Source organism: Segatella intestinalis (assembly GCF_029348455.1).
In the GTDB taxonomy this organism is placed as follows: Bacteria; Bacteroidota; Bacteroidia; order Bacteroidales; family Bacteroidaceae; genus Prevotella.
The window spans coordinates 43,298-65,059 of sequence record NZ_JARJVV010000014.1 but is presented as its reverse complement, the minus strand read 5'-3'; the positions used below and the strand labels follow the sequence as shown (position 1 = coordinate 65,059).

Below are 21,762 nucleotides of genomic sequence, written 5' to 3'. Positions count from 1 at the left end.
GTTTCTATTTGTTTTAGGGAAGAGCAAATGAATTTTTCACTCTTCATTCTTCACTTACAGTCCCGTCGTATCCTTCAGGTCTCCCTTCACATACTCCTTGAACATATGCTCCTCCATCCACTTGTTGGCTTCTACTGGTGAAAGCTTCCAACCGCTGTTGCAGGTGGAGACGATTTCCACAAGACTGGAACCGAGTCCCTTCATGCTTGCCTCGAAAGCTTTGCGGATGGCTTTCTTGGCTTTGCGGATGCTGGCTACGCTTTCCACACTCTGACGGCTCACATAGCAGGTTCCCTGAAGATGTGATGCCAGCTCGGTAATGTTGAGTGGATAACCATGAAGGTCGGGCTGACGTCCGTAAGGACAAGTAGAGGTTTTCTGTCCAAGCAGCGTTGTCGGTGCCATCTGTCCTCCCGTCATGCCATAGATGGCATTGTTGATAAAGATGGCTGCTACGTGCTCACCACGGTTGAGGGCATGGATGGTTTCGCAGGCTCCGATACAAGCCAGGTCGCCATCACCCTGATAAGTAAAGACGAGGCGGTCGGGCCAAAGACGTTTTACTGCTGAGGCACAGGCAAGAGCTCGTCCATGAGCTGCTTCCTGCCAGTCGATGTCAAGGTAACGATAGGCAAAGACGGCACATCCTACTGGACAGATACCCACGGCTTTGTCTTCCATTCCCATTTCCTCGATTACCTCGGCCACGAGCTTATGCACCACACCATGAGAACAGCCCGGGCAGTAATGCATCGGGGTGTCGTTCATCAATGTTGGTTTCTTGTAAACCAGGTTTTCTGGTGATATGATATTGTTCGTCATTATTTTGTACTTTGAGTATTGCTGATAAGTTGTTTTACAGCCTCAACGATTTCTTCTGGTTCAGGAACGATTCCTCCCAAGCGTCCGAAATGTTCTACGGGGACTTTTCCATTGACTGCCAGACGCACGTCTTGTATCATTTGTCCGGCATTGATCTCGGCTACAAGTATGCCTTTACAGCGCTGTGCAAGTTCATGAAGCTGCTTCTCTGGGAAAGGCCATAGGGTGATGGGACGGAAAAGTCCTACCTTGATGCCTTGCTGACGGGCAACCTCGATACTCTTCTCTGCTACACGGGCGGCACTTCCGAAAGCCACGATGACATAGTCGGCATCTTCGATATGCTCAGTAGCATAACGCACTTCTTTCTCGCGTATGGTTTGGTATTTCTGCTGCAGATGTAGGTTGCGCTGCTCCATCACCTCTGGCTTAAGCTCGAGCGAGGTGATAATGTTGGGCTGGCGGTCTTTGCTTCTGCCTATAGTTGCCCAAGGACACTCGCGTGCGATTTCCTCTTCGGTGCGACGGGGCTTCATAGGTGGCAACACCACACGCTCCATCATCTGACCGATGACGCCATCACTCAGTATCATGGCAGGATTGCGATAACGGAATGCCAGGGTGAAAGCCAAGTCTACGAAGTCGGCCATTTCCTGTACCGACGCCGGGGCAAGTACGATCACGTTGTAGTCGCCATTGCCTCCTCCACGCGTTGCCTGGAAATAGTCACTCTGCGAAGGCTGGATGGTTCCCAGTCCTGGACCGCCACGCTGCACATTGACGATAACGCCAGGCACTTCGGCACCTGCCATATAGGCGATGCCTTCCTGCATGAGAGCCACGCCAGGACTCGACGAAGTGGTAAGCACACGCTTTCCGGCTCCGGCTCCTCCGTACACCATATTAATAGAGGCTACCTCGCTCTCTGCCTGGAGTACAACCATACCTGTCGTCTCCCAAGGCTTGAGGAGCGCAAGGGTCTCAATGATTTCTGTCTGTGGAGTGATAGGATAGCCAAAGAAGCCATCTGCTCCACATCGTATACAGGCATGGGCGATAGCCTCATTGCCTTTCATAAGGGTTACTTCTTGCTCTGCCATTGTTAGATTTCCTCCTTTTTTCGATAAACGGTGATACAACCGTCCGGGCACACGATGGCACACGAGGTACAGCCTACACAAGCCTCGGCATGCGCTGGTTCTACGTAACGATAGCCATGCACATTCACCTTCTTTTCGGCAAGCGCTATGACATCGTGAGGACAGGCCTCCACACAGAGCGCACAACCTTTGCATCGCTCTGTATCTACCACAATTGCCCCTAAAATTTTATTCTTTGTCATGGGTTATAATAGTCTTTACAATAAAAGCCGAGGATATTATCGAGCATTTCCTTGGCTACGACGGCAGGGCTGTCGGGGTCAAGGGCTATGGCTTCCATATAGCAATCGAGAGCATGCTTGTAATCACCTTGTTTGCGATAGGCATTGCCCTGTAGATAATATTCCTGAGCTGTCATTTTTCTGCTGATGTTCTTTTAAATTTGCTGTGCGAAATTAATAAAATAAGCTAACTAAAAAGAATTATCAGCCGAGATTTAAACTATATTAATGTTGTTTTGCGGAAAAATGCGCACACCATATTTCAGTGTGCAATTTTTAAAGAATAATGTACGTTATTTCTAATATTATATTCTATAAGAACATACTCCGCCACTTAACGCAGCTGGCCGCGGTAAATGACGAACAATACTACACCTCGTAACAGAAGGTAGAGAACGAAGGCCAACCACAAGGCATGATTGCCCAGTAAAGGATGCAGAACGAAGAACAGAACGAAGAACGAAGCTGAGGCAATGGCGGTGGAACAGAGCATCGACTTTGACTGGGTGATACCGACAAAGATGCCGTCAAAGACAAATGCCGACATGCCCGACAAGGGAATCAGCACTGCCCACCAGAAATACGCACCGGATGCCGTTATTACCTTCTCATCACTTGTGAGTAACGAGAGAAAGTTCTCGCCACCTATTATATATAATAAGGTGAAACCGACGGCTACGCCTACACCGAACATCATCGTTCTCTTCACTACTTCCCGGAACGCCACCCTGTTTCCGGCTCCATAATACTTGCCACTCAATGCCTCTGCCGCATAGGCGAAGCCATCCATAAAATAAGAGAAGATGGTGAAAAGCGTCATCAGCAAGGTGTTGACAGCCAACACCAGCGTACTCTCGCGGGAACCTGCTGCCGTAAAGAAAAGATTCACTGCCACCAGACATACGGTACGGAGAAATATGTCCCTGTTGAGCGAGAAGAATCGTTTCAGTGGTTCGGAATCAAAGATATGGTGACGATAATCATACTTGCCCAATCTGCGATAGTAGAGGCGATAGAGCACACAAGCCATCAGAAGTCCCCACCATTGGGCGATGACCGTTCCGAGTGCCACACCTTCTACCGTCATCCTGCAGACGAAGACAAGCATCAGCGAAGCGATGATGTTCACCACATTCTGCGTCAGCGACACTACCATCGGGATGCGGGTGTTCTGCATACCGATAAACCAACCCGTGAATCCATAAAGTCCAAGCACAGCGGGAGCACCCCAGATGCAGACATAGCAATATCTGCGAGCCAACTCCACGACATCCGCCTCGGGTGACATCGCCCACAGTCCGCATCCTATCATCCATCGCTGAAGGATAAAGAACAGCAGACCTATCCCCACACCGATACTCAGAGAGCGCACCAAGAGTCGCTGCACCTCGGAAAAGTCTCGTCTTCCCAATGCCTGCGAGGTCATTCCGCTGGTTCCCATGCGCAGGAAGCCGAACAACCAGTAGATGACATTGAAGAGCATCGAGCCCACAGCGATGGCTCCGATATAAGACGCATCGCCGATATGACCGACAATGGCGACATCCACCAAACCCAAAAGCGGTACCGTGATATTGCTGATTATCGACGGTACCGCTAAATGTAATATCTTCCTATTCATTAAATCTTAAACTTCGCAGCCTGCTCCTCGATGTAAGCTGCATCGCTGAAGTAGTCGATACGCATGGCTTTGCGAACCTCATCCATGGTCTGGGCTGCAAAGGCACGGGCATCCTCACTGCCCTTCTTCAGGATGTTGAACACCTCAGGAATATCCTGCTCGTACTCATGACGGCGGGCACGGATAGGAGTAAGCATCTTGTTGAGCACACTGTTGAGGAATTTCTTACAAGTGCCGTCACCGATGCCTCCCTTCACATACTGAGCCTTCAGTTCGTCGAGATTCTGGAACTCTGGCCAGAACTCAGCGAAGTCCTCGGGTGTAGAGAATGCCTCGAGATAAGTGAACACGGCATTGCACTCCAGATGTCCAGGTTCTTCCATACTCATACGTGGAGCACCGTTCGACATCTTCTTCACCTTCTTCCATACCGTCTTCTCGTCGTCGCTCAGATAGATACAGTTGCCAAGACTCTTACTCATCTTCTCTTTACCGTCGGTACCTGGAAGACGACGGCAAACCACATTCTCAGGGAGCAGGATCTCTGGCTCTACAAGCACAGGAGCATAAATCTGATTGAAACGGCGCACCAACTCACGTGTTACCTCCAGCATTGGTTCCTGGTCTTCACCAGCAGGAACGGTTGTAGCTTTGAAGGCTGTGATGTCAGCAGCCTGACTTACTGGATAGCAGAAGAAGCCAAGAGGAATGTTGGCCTCGAAGTTGCGCATCTTGATCTCGGTCTTCACCGTTGGGTTGCGCTGAACACGAGATACGCTGATGAGGTTCATCAAATAAGTGGTGAGCTCGGCAAGCTCAGGAATCATACTCTGAATATAGAGTGTGCACTTCTGTGGATCAAGGCCTGCAGAGAGGTAATCGAGAGCCACTTCGGTGATGTTCTGACGTATCTTCTCTGGGTTGTCTGCATTGTCAGTAAGAGCCTGCACATCGGCCATAAACACGAACATCTTGTCGAAGTCGCCTGCATTCTGCAGTTGTACTCGGCGCTGAAGTGAGCCGATGTAATGCCCCAAATGGAGCTTGCCTGTTGGACGGTCGCCCGTCAATATTATCTTTCCCATATTATTACGATTGTTTCTGTTATACGAAAAATAGTCAGCCTGTCTGCTATTTTTAGTGCAAAGGTACAGCAAAAAGGGCAAAACACAAAATAAATAGTTACTTATTTTGTGTTTTTGCCCCTTACGCGTCACTTACCATGTATATTTTGATCGGCAAATCACAGTTGTGTTGTGACAGCGAAAACAAATTACTTCTTGGTGATCACCACTTGTTTCTCATTGAAAGCACTGCAAGCATCTACCAACTTCAAGACTTTGTCCCAGTTGGCTACAGGTTCCTCACGATGCAAGAAACTCTTGCTTACATGCACTATGATCTTGCCAGCCCCGGCACTTGCCTTCACCGCAAACTCGCCACAATCGTTGCTGACGGTGGTATTCAGTTTCTTCAATGACTCAGCTGAAGCCTGATAGCCTTTGGGCAAAGCCACCTCTATATTCCACTCATCAGCAAATGCCATTCTACGCCAGATACGATCCTTGCGGATGCGGTCATTGCCTTCCAGTTTCATCTGCTCTCCTATCAGCTTGCCCACAGCCAGCATCATGCTGCTTCCTGCACGTTTCACCAATCCTTCCATCTCGTAATCTACATGATAAACGAAGTCTGCGCTGTCTTTTCGGATGCCCACACAATCGAGTCCATAACCATTTACCTTGACTGGCTCCGCTTCATGATAGCCTTTTATCTCTTCCTTGAACTGGTCGGGTTGCTCCTTTTGCTTGTACTCGGCAAAGTCAGACTTCATGACGGAAGCATCTTTCTTCAAGAAAGCACTATAAGGATCAGACTCATCATACTTCAAATAACGCCAAAAAGCGGCAAGATGGTCGGGACCATACAGATAATAATCTGGCGAGCTAACCATTTGTCCGTATTCTTTCTGTGCGCCAGAATAGTCTATGCTGCGGTGAATATTCATCTTGGTACCATCGATGTTGACCTTAATGGTGACGACAGACTTGTTAGTGGCAGCTGTACTTACAGGGATTTCGAATGGCGCATCAACATCCTGCATATATGCCTTACGCCCCTGGAACTTATAAGGGATGTCCGATGCCACCTTAGGAAAGGTACCAGGGAAATAATACAGGTTGGTTCCCTTGAGGCGGAAGAACCAAGTGGTAGAATTATAGTTGATGAGCTTGTCGACAGGCAATTCGCCAACAGCAGTCGTGATGCCCATTTCCACTTCTACCCCTAACTTACGCAAGAAGTTGGGCACACGGTTGAAGGCTTCTTGGCTTGTTCCACCAGTAACATATTCATAAGCATAAATACGGTCTGCTTTCTCGTCGGCAGGCATCGACTCATCCTTGGCCGACTTATACACACTGCGTTTCTGCGCAGAAAGACCTGCTGCCGAATAGCCGTTCTTGCTAACATAAGACTTCATCAGCTTCCAGTCATCTTGTAGGATGGGCGCAACATCAGGGTTAGCTCGAACACCTTTCTGACGCATGGCCTTCTCGACCACCATGGTCTTCGACTTAGTGGGCGTAATGTACATCAAAACATAAGGAGACTGCAAGGAAGAGTTATACCAAGCAGACGGCTCTCCATCGACAGGTTGGTCCATCACCAAATCAAGCACGGCGTTTTTATCCTTGTCCGTGGTCTGCTTAAATTCGGGAGCCCCATTCATCGAGCGATAAACCGTAGACAAACTTTGGTCTAACACGCAATGCACTCTGCTATAAAGAATCGGCTCGTCTTGGCGAAAATAAAAAGTAAAAGGATCCAACCGCTGTTCCTGCGTGTCAATCTGGTTGAGAGAAAATACGTCAATACAGTCGCCGACCTCCAATCCTGGCACGGCAATCTTCTGGCTCAAGTCCTTGCCTTTCTTACCTTCCTTGACATCCACATAGTCATCGAAGTCGACCACTTGCACCTTGCCATCTTTCTTGAGCACACGAATACCCAGGACGGTATTGGTCTTATTGTGATATGCCCCTACCCACTTTTTTGATTTCGTGCGGAAAGAAAACTCAGAATAATCCTTCAAGGCTTTCTTGTCGTTGAGTTGTATCAGCATACGCTCCATGTCTTCGCAGTCTATCTGACGTGTCAGACGGAGGTTAACAAACAATTCCGTTGTTGCCTTACGGTAATAATCGGTACTCAACTCCCGGTAATAAGAGAGGATAACAGCCGATTCGTTCTTGTACTTCGCTGGCACTGTGCGTTTCTTGAAGTCAGCAGGAGTATTGTCCCACACTTCTTGACGCACTTTCTGAGCCAACTTGAGGTAATCAGCCTTGTCGTCAGCCTTAACAGGCAAACATACGAGTTGCATTGCCAAAAGGAAGAAAGCAACTCCCATCATTCTCACATGTTTCATAGTTCAACCTTTAAAATGTATAACATTGCTTATTTAGTATGCAAAACTACTTGCTCGTTGCAAGCATCATTCCATTCGGAAATCAATTTGTTCCATTCCAGAATATCCTTCAAGGCTACTCGCCTGTTCTTGATGACATACTCCTTTTTCATGACAACACGATTGCCTTGTTTGGAAAACGTACAAGACAAGTCTGCCCAATGGGTATGCGACGCAAAAGGAGCAGGGAGTTCCTGCACACGCATTCCTTTTGGTACAGAGAGACTGACCTTGCGCACATTCTTCAGTTTCATACCTATCATATAGTCGGAAACCCGCTTGGCAGTATCTACTTTCTCCAACAACACATCTTTGTCCTGATTCATATCCACATAGAGATATTGGTCTGCCGACACTCCCACGTTTCCTTTATAAAAAGAGGAAGAGATGGCGAGCTTTTCGTCTTGGGGCCTACTACCTTTGAGCACCACATCCCTCATTTCGTCCTTATTGCCGTCCATTCCCAACAAACGAGACAGAAATTGCTGTCTGTCATCTTGCGCAGCTGCGTCGTATGCCGACATGACCATGGCTTTCATATCTCCTTTCCAAGAAGAATTCAGAGTGCCCTTCATGGCATAATTGCCATCCTTCTCTACGGAAAGTGCACAATCGTATTCCACAGATGAGGAACAAGCTTCCAGGGGCAATGTGGGCAACGTATAGACCCGGCATCCTTCTCCTTCTTCCACCAAAGCCTGTCGTCCCTGAATATTTGTAGGAATATACCCTAAGGGTATGTAAGAATTGGTGGCATCAAGATAATAGGGCTTACCCTGATAGAACACCGTGCATATCGCATGATTGACAGAGGAAATGGTGGGTACTTCATGCGATGTATAAGGAATGTCATCTGTTCCGATATCTGTCTGTCGCGCATCAAAACCCTGAGCTTTCAACAAGGTTTTCAGCAAGAGCGACATGGCCTTACAGTCACCATATCGCTTACGGATCGTTTCGGCAGGAGTGGCTGGCTGATGGGCAGAAACGCCGGCCTCGTATGCCAAATAGCGTATGTGGCTTTGCACCCAGGCAAAGGTGTTGGCAATTTTCTCCTTGTCACTCTTTGCTCCTTGGGCTATCTCTGCAAGGATTTCCGCTTGGTTGGGAATCGTACAGTCGACATCTGCCATTTTCTTAGACCAAGCGAACATATCCTGTTCATCCTTGAACGAACCTATTACGAGCAAATGAGGAACAGTATAGCCCCAGGCTGGAGCTCCCTCCTCGGAAACTGGCACAGACAAGCCGTGCATGACATAGGTAAACACGGAGTCGCCAGCCTCATCGGCCACAGCTGTCTTGACCACATCGGCAGGAAGATTACACTCCTTGAGATGATATTGAGATAAAGCCTTCGGTATAACCACCTGGACGGTTTTGTTCTCTACATAATAGTCTTCGGGAAAAGAGATTCTCGTGAAATAAACAGCATCGGTAAAGGTTCGTGCAAAAGAGGCCTTCAAAGTCTTACCCACCTTGGGTATCCGATAATTGAAATAACAGACCTTGGTGTCATCAAAGAAGATATTCTCAGGTGTAGCTGACTTATATTGTGCCGTGCCCTTGGAGGAAGCTTTGTCCAAACGGATAAAATCTCCATAGTAGACATTCGGCTGAACAAGTGCTGCATATTTTGTCACGCCATATTCCAAATCCGTCGTATTCGAGATGACAGGAATACCATCGGAATTCACCTTAAACTTATACCGATCCACACAGTTTACTATATGCACATTGTCGTCCACGCCTTGAGCCGCAGCAGACAATACGCTCAGAAAACACAGATAAATAAATACAGGTTTTATTGTCATCAGAATGGTGTTATGAATTAAATGCCCCCCCGAAGTATAAAACAAAGGAAGGGCATTTTATATTATTCAAGTTTCTAAAGTTCAATCACTTAGAACTCTGCGTTCTTAGGAGTACGTGGGAAAGGAATCACGTCACGGATGTTCTGCATACCTGTAACAAAAAGAATCAGGCGCTCAAAACCGAGACCGAAACCAGCATGAGGACATGAACCATACTTACGGGTGTCGAGATACCACTCCATATCCTTCATTGGGATGTTGCGGTCCTTGATCTCGCCCATCAGCTTGTCATAGCTCTCCTCACGGACAGAACCACCGATGATCTCGCCTATCTGTGGGAAAAGCACATCGGTACCCTGAACGGTCTGGCCGCTCTTGCCACCGAAGCCACTCTCCTCCTCGTCTATCTTCATATAGAAAGCCTTGATGGCCTTAGGATAGTTGGTCATGATAACAGGCTTCTTGAAGTGCTCCTCTACCAAGAAACGCTCGTGCTCTGAAGCCAAGTCGTCGCCCCACTCACATGGGAACTCAAACTTCTTGCCATTGGCAATAGCCTCCTGCAAGATGCGGATACCTTCAGTATAGGGCAGATGAACGAATTCGGAGTTCAGCACACTTTCCAATCGGGCAATCAGACCCTTGTCAATCATCTTGTTCAGGAATGCAAGATCGTCCTTGCAGTTGTCGAGTGCCCAGCGGATGCAGTACTTGATGAAATCTTCCTCCAGTTCCATCAAACCAGCCATGTCCAGGAATGCCACCTCAGGCTCTACCATCCAGAACTCTGCCAGGTGGCGGGGAGTATTACTGTTCTCTGCACGGAAAGTTGGACCGAATGTATAAATAGCACCAAGGGCTGTGGCACCCAACTCGCCCTCCAACTGACCTGAAACAGTCAATGAAGTCTGCTTGCCGAAGAAATCATCAGAGTAGTCTATCTTGCCATCCTCTGTCTTCTTCAGGTTGTAGAGGTTCTTGGTAGTTACCTGGAACATCTGACCTGCACCCTCGCAGTCGCTGGCTGTGATGAGAGGTGTATTGAAGTAGAAGTAGCCATGCTCATGGAAGTAGGTATGGATAGCCATCGCCATGTTATGACGAATACGCATCACGGCACCAAAGGTGTTGGTACGGAGGCGCAGGTGAGCATACTGACGCATGTACTCAAAGCTCTGACCCTTCTTCTGCATAGGATAATCGCTTCCGCAGAGACCGTAAATTTCAATGCTTTCGCACTGGATTTCAACACTCTGTCCGGCACCCTGACTTTCAACCAAAGTACCTACTGCACTGATGCAGGCGCCAGTGGTAATCTGACGGAGCTGATTCTCATCGACCTTGGATGGGTCGACTACTATCTGAATATTATTAATAGTAGAACCATCGTTAAGAGCGATAAAATCGACTGCTTTGCTACTACGATGGGTACGCACCCATCCCTTTACATTCACGATTGAGCCATAGGCTGTGCTCTTGAGCAAGTCTACAACCTTAGTTCTTTTTACTGTTTCCATTGTTAATATTATGCTTCAAGGAGTTAAAGAAGTTAAGGAGCTAAGGAGTCAACTCCTTAACTCCTTAACTTCATATTATTGTTTCTTATTCAAAAGCACCCATGCGGAGCATGTCAACTTCCTTCTCTGTGAGGAAGCGCCAGTCGCCACGACGGAGGTTCTTCTTAGTCAGACCGGCAAACTGTACACGGTCGAGCTTGGTGACACGATAGCCAAGGCTCTCGAAAATACGACGAACGATACGGTTCTTGCCACTATGGATCTCGATACCTACCTGTGCCTTGTCGTTGTCATCAGCATACTCTACTGCGTCTGCCTTGATCTCGCCATCCTCAAGAGTGATACCGTCACGAATCTGCTGCAGGTCGTGAGCTGTCACGTTGCGGTCGAGATGTACGTGATAAACCTTCTTCTTCAAGAACTTAGGATGGGTAAGCTTGCTGGCCAGGTCGCCATCGTTGGTCAAAAGAAGCACACCTGTGGTGTTGCGGTCAAGACGGCCTACTGGATAAATACGCTCTGGACAAACATCCTTCACGAGATCCATCACTGTCTTGCGCTGCTGAGGATCGTCGCTTGTTGTCACATAGTCCTTTGGCTTGTTGAGAAGCACGTAAACCTTCTTCTCCAAGCTGACAGGAGCATCGTGGAACTTCACTTCGTCGGTACGCAGAATCTTGGTTCCCAACTCGGTTACTACCTCACCGTTGACAGTAACCACACCTGCCTGAATAAACTCATCAGCCTCACGGCGTGAGCAGATACCGGCATTGGCGAGGAACTTGTTCAAGCGCAATGGCTCGTTAGGATCGATGTTCTCCTCCTTATATTCAATACGCTTCTTGAGATTATATTTTGCATTGGGATCGTAGCCTGGTGTGTGTGGACGACCATATCCACCACGGTTGTTGTAGCCACCGCCCTGTGGACGACCATAACCGCCACGGTTGTTGTAGCCACCGCCCTGTGGACGACCATATCCGCCACGGTTGTTGTTGTAGCCACCACCTTGTGGACGACCATAACCGCCCTGCTGACGAGACTGATAACCGCCACGGTTGTTGTTGTAGCCACCACTCTGTGGACGACCATAACCGCCCTGCTGACGAGGCTGATAGCCACCCTCTTCATCATTGTTGTTGAAACGAGGACGATAACCACCCTGTGGACGATTCTGATATCCGCCACGGTTGTTGTTGTAGCCACCACCCTGAGGACGGCCATAACCGCCCTGCTGACGAGGCTGATAACCACCACGCTGCTGATAACCACCTTGGCGATGTTCACCATTGTTCTGCTGAAGAGCCATTCCGAAACCTTCTGGGCGGAATCCACCTTCATTGCTGCGATCGCTGCTGTAAGCACGCTGCGAGTTGATACGAGGACGCTGTGGGCGTCCGTTACTGCGATAATTTTTCTGATAACCGCCTGCTGGGGTATAACCCTCACGGGCACCTTCATTCGCAGTCGATTCGCTCTGAGGTTTGTTGTCAAATTCTGAATCCATTTTCCTTTTTCTTTCTTAAAAGCCTCACGGCTGGGTTAATAACTTTTTTAAAAAATAATTCTTTTAGTTCTTTATATATATATATGGTATATGATAAATACTTCGATAGGTAGCGATTGGGAATTGAAGATTAATATCTGTTAGATTCCTGTATAGTTGCTGGGGGTGATAGCCATCAGTTCTGCCTTCACACTGTCGCTCACATTCAAGCCCTGGATGAACTCATGAATGGTCTCCTCGGTCATGTGCTTGTTGGTGCGGGTAAGCGCCTTCAATGCCTCATAAGGATGTGGGTAAGCCTCGCGACGCAAGATGGTCTGAATGGCTTCTGCCACTACTGCCCAGGTGTTGTCGAGGTCTTCCTGCAACTTCTCTTCATGAAGAATGAGCTTGCGAAGTCCCTTCAAAGTGCTCTGAATGGCAATCACACTGTGACCGAAAGGTACACCGATGTTACGCAATACGGTACTGTCGGTGAGGTCGCGTTGCAGACGGCTTACAGGAAGTTTCTGTGCCAGGAACTGGAGTATGGCATTGGCTATGCCCAGGTTGCCCTCGCTGTTCTCATAGTCTATAGGATTCACCTTGTGAGGCATGGCACTTGAGCCTACCTCGCCAGCCTTGATCTTCTGCTTGAAGTAATCCATAGAGATATACATCCAGAAGTCGCGATCGAGGTCGATAATAATGGTGTTGATACGACGAACGGCATCAAAGATGGCACCCAAATAGTCGTAATTGCTGATCTGTGTGGTGTACTGCTCACGCTCCAAGCCCAGCTTCTCGCTGACAAACTTATTGCCGAAAGCACGCCAGTCGTACTGAGGATAAGCCACATGGTGAGCATTGTAATTGCCGGTAGCACCACCAAACTTGGCAGTCACCTTGCATGCCTTCAAACTGTTGAGCTGCTCGGTAAGACGATAGACATACACCATAATCTCCTTGCCCAAACGGGTTGGAGAGGCTGGCTGACCATGAGTCTTGGCAAGCATTGGTACATCCTTCCACTCATCGGCATAGGTCTGCAGCTGAGCTATCAACTCCTCTACCTGTGGATAAAAAACATCCTGAAGTGCTTCCTTCACAGAAAGAGGCACACTGGTATTGTTGATGTCCTGAGAGGTCAAACCGAAATGGATAAACTCCTTGTAAGCATCCAATCCGCCAATCTTATCAAACTCTTCCTTGATAAAATACTCTACAGCCTTGACATCGTGGTTGGTAACCTTCTCGATATCCTTGACACGCTGCGCATCATTCTCATCAAAGTTCTGATATATCTCACGCAAACGAGCAAACAAAGCAGAATCGAAAGAAGCAAGCTGCGGCAAAGGCAACTCACACAAAGTGATAAAATACTCAATCTCTACACGAACACGATATCGTATGAGCGCATACTCGGAAAAATAGTTTGCGAGTGGCTCTGTCTTTCCCCTGTAACGTCCATCTATAGGGGAAATTGCTGTCAGTAAATCTAAATTCATAACCAATACGTATTATTTATAGGGTGCAAAGGTAAAAAAAATCAATGAAAAAGCCGAACAAATAATGATAAATTAGCTTAAAAAGAAAAAAGTCTTGCAACTTTTATGTTGCAAGACCTTCATTTGTGGGCGTTGACGGATTCGAACCGCCGACCCTCTGCTTGTAAGGCAGATGCTCTAAACCAGCTGAGCTAAACGCCCTTACTTTTCGTAAGCGGTTGCAAAGGTACTAACATTTTTTGTATCCACCAAACTTTTAGCCAACTTTTTTCATTTTTTCTGCAAAAAAGTTGTTTTTACTATCTTTTTTGCCTCTTTTCGCCCTTCAAAAGTCAGATACGCCACCTTTTCATCGTGGCATATAAACCCTTGCCGTTTCCCGTGATTTGAAATTGATAAAAGACAGTCATCCCAAAAACGTGATTTCTATGGATAGGCTTTACCTTACAGAACTTTTGAGTCTTCAGGGCGTGTGGGATAAAACTTGGGAAACTTGAGCTGGATAATATGAAAGATGTATTGAAAATAACTGCCTGCGCATAAATGTTTTTTGCGGAAAAAGTATCATAGTATCATTATTTAGTACGATAAACTTATAAACATCTGATATACTGCACAATATAAGAATGATACTTTTTCGTTTATTTTACAGAAAGTATCATAGAAGTATCATAAATCACAAGAAACATCATTAAATTCGGCTTTGAGTCGATTTAAAAGACTAAAGTTTCAAAACTTTAGCACCTACTCTTCCAGTATGTAAAGAATGCATATACAAACTATGAATAAGAAGAAAGATTGACAAGCTGGATTAGGAATAAAATCACATAAGCCGTTCTGTAAGAGACCATCAGGTGGCCTGTCTTGCCCGTCAAGTGGGCACTCAGTGAACAAGCGCTGGGCATCGACTGAACAAGCGTCGGGCATCGACTGAACAAGCATCGGGCATCGACTGAACAAGCATCGGGCATTGATTGCCCGTGCGGTGTGCACAGAGTGCCCAAAAGTCAGGCGATTCTTGGGCACTCCTTGTAGATCGGCGGCTTTGCTTTTATACATAATGCCTCATGACGATTTTGTGATACTTAGATGACGTTTTTTATGATACTTCTATCAGATTTATGATACTTCTATGATACTTCTTGTAAGATAATCCAAAATGTATCATTTCTCTATCTTATTATATATCAGCAATTTATCTCTACGTTCTGCCAAAAGATGATACTTTGACACTTTTTTCATAAAAAAAACTTTTAACGTACGAGCACATACTCAACGGTAAATCCAAAAAGTATCTGATATGAAATCTTATAGATACAAGTTTCGCAAGTAAGCCCCACACGCCCAGAACCAACGGTCACCGGCGCGTAGCGGAATTGAAAATCGCTGGCCGAAGGGTAAAGCAAAGGTAAAGGGCAGAAGCTCATAGAAGTTGCACGCCCTGAAAGGGCAGAAGCTCTTAGCCCAGGGCAGCGCCCTGGGTATAATGGCAATCAGCAAGGCGCCCTGTAAGGGCAAAAGCTTTGTTAATTGCTTGGTATTGAAAGCTTTTGCCCTTACAGGGCGACAGGTTTGCGTCCATAAACACCCAGGGCGATGCCCTGGGCTAAGAGCTTCTGCCCTTTCAGGGCGTGCTGCTTCAAGGAGCTTCTGCCCCTTCAGGGCGTGCTGCCTGCGTTTAGCCTGCGTGCTGCTTCTTCTCTTTCCTTCGGCAGAGGAGATAAAGCTGCTGAAAGTGGAGATGTAGATTACGAATATCACCATATAATCAAGGGTCTATACGCCACCTTTTCATCGTGGCATATAGACCCTTGTCGTTTTCCCATGAGGTGCGGTAAAAGTCACTGTATTAAGGACTTATACAACATCCTTTTCTTGTTCAGCAGCAAACGCCAGCATATAACTTATCTATTGGAAATATCAAATCCCAATTCTTTCCCCAAACGATATTACCAAACTCTATCTTGAACTTTTTGAATTTGTTTTCATTCAAGTAAGAGTTATATTGCGGATGTGGGTGATTTCTGATAAAAGCACCTACATCTATCGTCTTAATGGTATCATCATTAAAGTGTAATTCAACTTTTAATGGCGCCACATATTTTGCAGAAACGATACTTAAGTTCATAATTTCTTCGTTATTTTAGTTGAACGTATTCTTTTCTTATAAATAAAGAAGTTTACCCATTTATCAACTATATTCTTATAGTACTTCTTCACAAAGGCCTCTGCTGTAGCAGCATCCTTCTCACTTAAAGGTGGTATCTTGTTAGAAGTTCTTCTATGAATTTCAACAAGTTCACCATTTTCTAATATTATCTCGAAAATAGCTTCATGTCCATCCTTCATTACATGAACGTGTATTGGTTCATGCTCATTTGAATAGAACAGAAAGATAAATCCGAAGTATTCAAATATCTTTGGCATCGCAACCTCCTTTTTTAATCTATCTTGATTACAAATTTACGACTTTATTTTGAAAACGCAAAGAAAACGGGAGAAAAGTTTCGGGAAAAGTTTGGATTCCCGTATTTTATAAGATAAAGGATAGCCATCCCATACCAATACTAATCCGGAATACATCGGTAGGGAACAAATACTCGTTTATTGCTTTCTGTTCTCATAATAAATAATGTTTAAGAACCTCACGATTTACACAAAGGTACTTCAAACCATGAAAACAGGCAGCACGAAACCACCACACTGCCATATCATCCACTCAACAGGTATCAAGACACGATGAAGGGTCTATACGCCACCTTTTCATCGTGGCATATAGACCCTTGTCGTTTTCCGATAATGATGTTAATTTCATTCAAATATTTGGCGTTATCAAGATTTTGAAGTATATTTGCATCCAAAAGAATTTAAATGTGAATCAAATGGTTAAGCATTTATTAAATTAGAAAAGGTTTTATCATTCTTTTAAATAGAGTCGCCCTTTGCGGCATGGATTTAAAAAACAGATGATTATGAAGCAGGTAGAAGAAAGATACATCAGCTTGCTGACCGATTTCGGTTTCAAGCGAATTTTTGGAACAGCAATGAACAAGGATTTGCTCATTTGCTTCCTCAACAGCTTGTTTAATGGCAAACAGGTTGTGAAAGACGTATCGTATCTGAACCCAGAGCACGTGGGAGATGTCTATACCGACCGCAGAGCCATCTTTGATGTATATTGTGAGGGCGAAAACGGCGAGAAGTTCATCGTAGAAATGCAGAATGCCTACCAGACGTATTTCAAGGATCGCGCCCTTTTCTACTCAACCTTCCCTATCCGTGAACAGGCACCAAAGGGGAATGAATGGGATTTCAAACTCAATCATGTCTATACCGTAGCCCTGCTCAACTTCAGCATGAACGAGGACGCCTTCGACAAGGAGAAAATCCGCCATCATGTGCAGTTGTGCGACACAGCTACCCACAAAGTATTTTACGACAAACTCGAATATATTTATGTAGAGATTTCCAAGTTCAACACACCCCTGGAAGAACTGGATTCTCTATACGAGAAGTGGCTCTATGCACTGAAGAACCTCTATAAGCTTACCCAGCGCCCTAAAGAGCTGTGTGATAAAGTCTTCGACCGCCTCTTCGAGGAAGCCGAGATAGCCAAGTTTACTCCGCAGGAAATGAGGGAGTACGAGACCAGCAAGATGGCATATCGCGACATCAAGAATTCCGTAGACACAGCCAAGCGTGAAGGTCTTGCGGAGGGTATTGAAATCGGTATGAATCAGAAAGCTCAGGATATAGCAAAGAATATGCTGGCAATGGGACTTTCTGCCGAACAGGTTGCCAAAGCTACCCAGCTGTCTTTGGAAATCATTAAGAATCTGAGCAATTCATAAAAAACAGAAAGCAGAGATGTAGATTACGAATGTCACCATATAATCAAGGGTCTATACGCCACCTGTTCATCGTGGCATATAGACCCTTGTCAACCAAGTTAATTGCAGATTTACTATATTATTCGGGCTTTGTATCAAAGAAACCGATAAACTCATCAAAATCTCGAAGAATGTCATTCAACTTAGGATTACTCTTTTGAACTATAATGGCTATGTAATTATCAACTTCTTCATCTCTAAGAATAGAAACCTTGACACAAAAACGATCTCGTTTATCGAATTCGTTAAACCATCTGGTAAAAAGGCGAGCTCGCATAGCCTGTCTGCTATCACCCGTTTCACATTGATATAGTAGAATATCGGGATTCGTAAGAAAGAATTCCTCTATAATACATTGTATAGTTGCTTTAACTTTAGAATCGTTAGGAGAATTCTTCTTGTTTTCATTGAGAATACCGAATTCATACGCTTTTTCATCCTCCCAAATATTATTGTTTTCAACAAATTCTATTCGATACTGAACACCATAATCTGTCAAGAACTTATATGCTCCATTATCTATTCAGACCTTATAAGGAGAATGAAAATTGAGGCGAGTTAAGTTAAAGGCATGCATAACAGTCTGCAGCCTCCTCTCGTGCTTTAGCAAAGTCTATTTGAGCCTTTGCTTCCATTTCTTTTTTACGTCTAACCATATCTCGTAATACAGCAATTGCTTCTTCACGAGTTTTAATTTTTAAAGCCATACTTATTCATTTTAAAGTTCTACTTCATGTTGATTGCAAAGATAAGCTTTTATTTTGAAAGTGCAAAGAAAACGGGAGAAAAGTTTCGGGAAAAGTTAGGATTTCAAAACCACTGCCCACACCCATATCATCCACCCAACAGGTATCAAGACACGATGAAGGGTCTATACGCCCACCTTTTCATCGTGGCATATAGACCCTTGTCGTTTCCCGTGAAGTGCGGGTGAATATATGTTGCTGAGCAACTTATACTCCTTGCCCAGCTTAGGAGTTAAATAATCTACTTTATTATTCAAATTTATATCTACACGTTATGGACTTAAATTCATACCCAAGGAATTTTTTGCTGACATGTTCATTACTAAGATCATAATCTGTAATAATATCAGCAGTCCAACAATACCTACCTTCGGCTTCGCCATCATTCATAGCTTTCTGGTCTTTTGACAAAACCAAATCGATGTATTTAGTGTCGAGACCATCAAAGATACCATTCTCTCTGACATTACCATATACTTTTGTAAGATTGCCTAAAACTACTTTTTGAAGCCCTGAACAATCTGAAAAAGCATTTTCCTCGATTTCTGTAACATCTGGGAGGACTATGGATTTCAGCATGTCAAAATGCAAAAATCCTCTTGAAGGAATCTTCTTACATCCTATCAAAGTAAGGTTTATACTCCCATCCCTTGCATCTTTAAGTCCGATATTTATTGCTTCCAATGTTTCTTTATCCACATCGGGAGCAAGAATGAGATTGATGTAAGTCTTGCCCGCATACAATTCCTTCTTGACGTCTTCCACAATTTGATCGAAAGTGAGACCTTCGTCAGCCAGCGAAACAACAGTAGCATCCAGTGCATAACTCTTAGCATTTACTGTTGCTTGCAAGAATGTATGAGATGCCAAAGGAGCTTCTTCATATTTCACAGTGAATTGGGAATTTGTTACAAAATTACCATATAAATAGGCATTGCCCTTTTCATCAGATGTAAGGGCATATTTTTGATCCCATTTCATATCGCTGCTGCCCGCAGGAGTGTATCTATCGATGGTTACTGTTATTGGCTTATTTGGCATAGTTGCGATGCGGAGGCGTGAATAGTTGCGTGTTGCCTTGGAAAATTCTACGGTTATAGCCTGACCATTAGGGGTGATATTGGCTTCTCCCTCGATGTATTCATCGGTTCCTGCAACCTTACCTTCTTTCAAAACTAATTTGCCGGCTTCCCATTTGTAATTAGGGGCATAATATACATGAGGAAAGGTTGGCACTTCGTCTTCTTTATAAGACAGCTCTCCACTTGCCAATTCCCAGCTACTGCCATTATATTTAAAAGCAGCATACTTAGTCCCGAAAGTCTTACTGGTCATCTCCAGAAGCAACTCATCTCCTTCAGCCCATGAAGTCTTGCCTTCATCAGGTGTACCTATAGCACGAGTCTGTGAATCTCCGAATGCAGGAAATTCACCAACAACCAACTGTACGTTGCTCTTGCCTGTTGTTGCGGTTGGTTCTTCTATATCACTTGTGCATGACGCCATTACTATTGTAACGACTGCCAGCATGATGTATTGAAATATCTTGCGCATAGTTATATCCTCCATTGTTTATTTGAGTTCTTCTTCATTTGTCCATCCAGTCACATTATCTATGCTGATTCTGGTCAGGTCCACTTTGTCTTTTCCTACATCGAGTTTGTAGGTGTAGCGATAGCCCTCTTGAAATTCCGTATTGATCTTCATTTTTGCATAGAAGTTCTTGTCGCCTATCTTGAATTTCACGAATCTTTCATCTTTAATGTATGAACCAGGGATAACGATTGCAGAAAACATACCATCGTCATGCTTACAGGCTTTTACCCAATCAGGATTGCCAGAAGGTGTACCCATTACAAATTTCCCCTGGTCTGGGTCGCTAAAAAATCTAACACTGTTGTTTTTTGAATACACTTGTGGTTCACTAATATCCATATCAGGATAATCCGCAGTTCCAACATGATATACTATCGTGACCAGCGACATGCGATGCTTCATAGGAATGTCTACATAATCTTTAGGGACATCGTACCAATAGCCGTTTATTAAATCTGCAGCTTTCAACTTGGTCTCATCACTTTGGTCTATATGCAAATTATAGATAGAAGGATTGGTTATATCATAAGGATACCAAGCAATCAATTCGCATCTTCCCACTTTTTCCCAGCGAAGTCTTCTGATAGGTTCCCAACGGTATAACCCATTTTCTTCCACATATTTATATTCACCAGTTTTAGTAGTTTCATCACCGAAAATTTGCAGTACACTTATTCGGTCCTCATTCTCCCAACTGTTACCGTGTCCCAATGTATTGACACGAGTCTGCATACCTCCAACAGAGAAAGTGGCATTGATTTCCTGCCCTTTCAGCGTAGGAGCCATATCTTCATTTTGCGTACATGCTGTAAAGCCCATAGCCATAAGGCCCATTACCGCATAGGAAATTCTTTGTTTTATCGTCTTCATAATCTTCAGTTTTTTATTGTTAGTGAGTTAGTGAGCGGCCAAGCTCACTAACCCTGTATTCCCTATTTTCAGTACCTTATTTATCATTACAAAGCTATATCTGCATCTAAATCACCTGAATCACCATTTCCCCAAGGAACTATATTAGCATTTTCTATAGTAATCCCAGTATTTTTAACAGTTATGTTGTATGTATATTTTTTGCCACCTTCAAATTGTCCATTGGTGGATGGTGGTATAGAGGTTGTGTATTTTACTTCGCTATCATTCAACAACAAGTAAATTTCTATATCCATCTTATTGCTTTCAAGGCTTTGCGGCAACATGATATAAGCAAAACTTTCTTCGCTTTCAAAAGATACATCATAAAAAGGACGAGTAAGAGTAGCTCTGTCACCAATAGTTTCAACCGAACCTGTTCTTGTGTCAAATTTACCGCTTGTAAATATTCCTTTCAACTCTACGCGATTGAATTTATAATTGTTATATTTGACACCCTGCCCTGGTTTAATTTTGAATTCAACCAAACTCATACAATGCTTAAAGCGATGTTCGATATCTGTAAAATTCACAATTGGAGATGCTTTGCTTGCAGTAGCTCCTGAGGCAAAAAGTACATCAGCCTTACAAGGTTGGTTTGCTACTACCTCAGCTATATTCCAATTCATTTTACCATCAGTTAAGAATTTGTTATAAGGATAGTATGCACTAAATGTTGTCTCTTTGTTGTCCTTGAAATAGATGATGTTGTTATTGTCAGCAGCTTCAAAAGTACCATCCCCATTTGTTGTTACATACTTTTTGTTGTCTCCTGTTGTATTGCCTGTTGATGTGACATTTACGCCAATGGCATCATTCTTAGACCATGTATCGTCAGTGGTGGCACGTGTGATGTTTTTAACAATATCCGCCTGTACGGTAGCAGCAACAGGACCATTGTTGCCGATACCGTCTTCTTCGTTAGCGCAAGCTGCAAACAGCAATGCTGCGGCAGCGATGTATAAGAATCTAAATTTCTTCATAAATGTTGTATTTTAATAGT

General features: G+C 44.7%; 19 protein-coding genes and 1 tRNA gene. 1 reads left to right on the top strand and 19 read right to left on the bottom strand.

The window, feature by feature from the left end; translation table 11 throughout:
* Positions 1-54: 54 nt before the first annotated feature.
* The 14 genes from P3T48_RS10500 to P3T48_RS10435 all read right to left on the bottom strand — a co-directional run bounded on the left by P3T48_RS10500 (position 55) and on the right by P3T48_RS10435 (position 16,045).
* Entirely contained in the window at positions 55-822 is a 768-nt protein-coding gene (locus tag P3T48_RS10500) for a thiamine pyrophosphate-dependent enzyme (RefSeq protein WP_276506648.1), read from the bottom strand.
* The gene (locus P3T48_RS10495; protein WP_158463242.1) at positions 822-1,922 is read right to left on the bottom strand and encodes a 3-methyl-2-oxobutanoate dehydrogenase subunit VorB; all 1,101 of its coding nucleotides are present in this window, start codon (positions 1,920-1,922) and stop codon (positions 822-824) included. The genes P3T48_RS10500 and P3T48_RS10495 overlap by 1 nt, the downstream gene beginning before the upstream one ends.
* Before the next feature lie 2 nt (positions 1,923-1,924).
* Positions 1,925-2,164: a 4Fe-4S dicluster domain-containing protein gene (locus tag P3T48_RS10490; RefSeq protein ID WP_022251673.1), complete on the bottom strand. Its 240-nt coding sequence runs from the start codon at positions 2,162-2,164 to the stop codon at positions 1,925-1,927.
* Entirely contained in the window at positions 2,161-2,340 is a 180-nt protein-coding gene (locus P3T48_RS10485; protein ID WP_022251674.1) for a tetratricopeptide repeat protein, read from the bottom strand. Before P3T48_RS10485 ends, P3T48_RS10490 begins: the two co-directional genes overlap by 4 nt.
* A gap of 197 nt (positions 2,341-2,537) precedes the next feature.
* Positions 2,538-3,824 carry an MATE family efflux transporter gene (locus tag P3T48_RS10480; RefSeq protein ID WP_276506647.1) on the bottom strand — a complete coding sequence of 429 codons (1,287 nt, stop codon included), beginning with the start codon at positions 3,822-3,824 and terminating at the stop codon, positions 2,538-2,540.
* Positions 3,824-4,909, bottom strand: coding sequence for a tryptophan--tRNA ligase (gene trpS, locus P3T48_RS10475; RefSeq protein ID WP_276506646.1), 1,086 nt, complete (start codon positions 4,907-4,909; stop codon positions 3,824-3,826). Before trpS ends, P3T48_RS10480 begins: the two co-directional genes overlap by 1 nt.
* Before the next feature lie 188 nt (positions 4,910-5,097).
* Positions 5,098-7,254, bottom strand: a complete 2,157-nt coding sequence (locus tag P3T48_RS10470; RefSeq protein ID WP_276506645.1) for a hypothetical protein — start codon at positions 7,252-7,254, stop codon at positions 5,098-5,100.
* 29 nt (positions 7,255-7,283) lie between these two features.
* Positions 7,284-9,107 carry a transglutaminase-like domain-containing protein gene (locus P3T48_RS10465; RefSeq protein ID WP_276506644.1) on the bottom strand — a complete coding sequence of 608 codons (1,824 nt, stop codon included), beginning with the start codon at positions 9,105-9,107 and terminating at the stop codon, positions 7,284-7,286.
* Between the two features lie 89 nt (positions 9,108-9,196).
* Positions 9,197-10,624 carry an asparagine--tRNA ligase gene (asnS, locus tag P3T48_RS10460; protein ID WP_158463247.1) on the bottom strand — a complete coding sequence of 476 codons (1,428 nt, stop codon included), beginning with the start codon at positions 10,622-10,624 and terminating at the stop codon, positions 9,197-9,199.
* A gap of 85 nt (positions 10,625-10,709) precedes the next feature.
* Positions 10,710-12,131, bottom strand: coding sequence for a pseudouridine synthase (locus P3T48_RS10455; protein WP_276506643.1), 1,422 nt, complete (start codon positions 12,129-12,131; stop codon positions 10,710-10,712).
* Between the two features lie 140 nt (positions 12,132-12,271).
* Positions 12,272-13,618 carry an adenylosuccinate lyase gene (gene purB, locus P3T48_RS10450; protein WP_276506642.1) on the bottom strand — a complete coding sequence of 449 codons (1,347 nt, stop codon included), beginning with the start codon at positions 13,616-13,618 and terminating at the stop codon, positions 12,272-12,274.
* A 126-nt stretch (positions 13,619-13,744) separates the two neighbouring features.
* A tRNA-Val gene (locus tag P3T48_RS10445) sits at positions 13,745-13,819 on the bottom strand.
* Positions 13,820-15,497: 1,678 nt separating this feature from the next.
* Positions 15,498-15,746: a DUF2442 domain-containing protein gene (locus P3T48_RS10440; protein ID WP_022251301.1), complete on the bottom strand. Its 249-nt coding sequence runs from the start codon at positions 15,744-15,746 to the stop codon at positions 15,498-15,500.
* Positions 15,743-16,045 carry a DUF4160 domain-containing protein gene (locus P3T48_RS10435; protein ID WP_276506641.1) on the bottom strand — a complete coding sequence of 101 codons (303 nt, stop codon included), beginning with the start codon at positions 16,043-16,045 and terminating at the stop codon, positions 15,743-15,745. Before P3T48_RS10435 ends, P3T48_RS10440 begins: the two co-directional genes overlap by 4 nt.
* Positions 16,046-16,590: 545 nt before the next feature.
* Between P3T48_RS10435 and P3T48_RS10430 the strand changes: the two genes are divergently transcribed.
* Entirely contained in the window at positions 16,591-17,469 is an 879-nt protein-coding gene (locus P3T48_RS10430) for an Rpn family recombination-promoting nuclease/putative transposase (RefSeq protein WP_443217187.1), read from the top strand.
* A gap of 118 nt (positions 17,470-17,587) precedes the next feature.
* On the opposite strand, the gene P3T48_RS10425 is transcribed toward P3T48_RS10430, so the two are convergent.
* The 5 genes from P3T48_RS10425 to P3T48_RS10405 all read right to left on the bottom strand — a co-directional run bounded on the left by P3T48_RS10425 (position 17,588) and on the right by P3T48_RS10405 (position 21,742).
* On the bottom strand, positions 17,588-18,007 hold the full coding sequence (locus P3T48_RS10425) for a DUF6169 family protein (RefSeq protein WP_158463213.1): 420 nt from the start codon (positions 18,005-18,007) through the stop codon (positions 17,588-17,590).
* A 64-nt stretch (positions 18,008-18,071) separates the two neighbouring features.
* On the bottom strand, positions 18,072-18,215 hold the full coding sequence (locus P3T48_RS10420; RefSeq protein ID WP_153082491.1) for a hypothetical protein: 144 nt from the start codon (positions 18,213-18,215) through the stop codon (positions 18,072-18,074).
* 288 nt (positions 18,216-18,503) lie between these two features.
* The gene (locus P3T48_RS10415; protein ID WP_276506639.1) at positions 18,504-19,808 is read right to left on the bottom strand and encodes a leucine-rich repeat domain-containing protein; all 1,305 of its coding nucleotides are present in this window, start codon (positions 19,806-19,808) and stop codon (positions 18,504-18,506) included.
* Between the two features lie 18 nt (positions 19,809-19,826).
* Positions 19,827-20,720 (bottom strand): fimbrillin family protein, encoded by an 894-nt coding sequence (locus tag P3T48_RS10410; RefSeq protein ID WP_276506638.1) that lies wholly within the window; start codon positions 20,718-20,720, stop codon positions 19,827-19,829.
* Between the two features lie 86 nt (positions 20,721-20,806).
* On the bottom strand, positions 20,807-21,742 hold the full coding sequence (locus tag P3T48_RS10405) for a fimbrillin family protein (RefSeq protein ID WP_276506637.1): 936 nt from the start codon (positions 21,740-21,742) through the stop codon (positions 20,807-20,809).
* Positions 21,743-21,762 lie beyond the last annotated feature (20 nt).

Bases quoted from the DNA above. Each gene is read 5' to 3' on its own strand.
- P3T48_RS10500 (WP_276506648.1), bottom strand. From the start codon at position 822: ATGACGAACAATATCATATCACCAGAAAACCTGGTTTACAAGAAACCA.
- P3T48_RS10495 (WP_158463242.1), bottom strand. From the start codon at position 1,922: ATGGCAGAGCAAGAAGTAACCCTTATGAAAGGCAATGAGGCTATCGCC.
- P3T48_RS10490 (WP_022251673.1), bottom strand. From the start codon at position 2,164: ATGACAAAGAATAAAATTTTAGGGGCAATTGTGGTAGATACAGAGCGA.
- P3T48_RS10485 (WP_022251674.1), bottom strand. From the start codon at position 2,340: ATGACAGCTCAGGAATATTATCTACAGGGCAATGCCTATCGCAAACAA.
- P3T48_RS10480 (WP_276506647.1), bottom strand. From the start codon at position 3,824: ATGAATAGGAAGATATTACATTTAGCGGTACCGTCGATAATCAGCAAT.
- trpS (WP_276506646.1), bottom strand. From the start codon at position 4,909: ATGGGAAAGATAATATTGACGGGCGACCGTCCAACAGGCAAGCTCCAT.
- P3T48_RS10470 (WP_276506645.1), bottom strand. From the start codon at position 7,254: ATGAAACATGTGAGAATGATGGGAGTTGCTTTCTTCCTTTTGGCAATG.
- P3T48_RS10465 (WP_276506644.1), bottom strand. From the start codon at position 9,107: ATGACAATAAAACCTGTATTTATTTATCTGTGTTTTCTGAGCGTATTG.
- asnS (WP_158463247.1), bottom strand. From the start codon at position 10,624: ATGGAAACAGTAAAAAGAACTAAGGTTGTAGACTTGCTCAAGAGCACA.
- P3T48_RS10455 (WP_276506643.1), bottom strand. From the start codon at position 12,131: ATGGATTCAGAATTTGACAACAAACCTCAGAGCGAATCGACTGCGAAT.
- purB (WP_276506642.1), bottom strand. From the start codon at position 13,618: ATGAATTTAGATTTACTGACAGCAATTTCCCCTATAGATGGACGTTAC.
- P3T48_RS10440 (WP_022251301.1), bottom strand. From the start codon at position 15,746: ATGAACTTAAGTATCGTTTCTGCAAAATATGTGGCGCCATTAAAAGTT.
- P3T48_RS10435 (WP_276506641.1), bottom strand. From the start codon at position 16,045: ATGCCAAAGATATTTGAATACTTCGGATTTATCTTTCTGTTCTATTCA.
- P3T48_RS10430 (WP_443217187.1), top strand. From the start codon at position 16,591: ATGAAGCAGGTAGAAGAAAGATACATCAGCTTGCTGACCGATTTCGGT.
- P3T48_RS10420 (WP_153082491.1), bottom strand. From the start codon at position 18,215: ATGGCTTTAAAAATTAAAACTCGTGAAGAAGCAATTGCTGTATTACGA.
- P3T48_RS10415 (WP_276506639.1), bottom strand. From the start codon at position 19,808: ATGCGCAAGATATTTCAATACATCATGCTGGCAGTCGTTACAATAGTA.
- P3T48_RS10410 (WP_276506638.1), bottom strand. From the start codon at position 20,720: ATGAAGACGATAAAACAAAGAATTTCCTATGCGGTAATGGGCCTTATG.
- P3T48_RS10405 (WP_276506637.1), bottom strand. From the start codon at position 21,742: ATGAAGAAATTTAGATTCTTATACATCGCTGCCGCAGCATTGCTGTTT.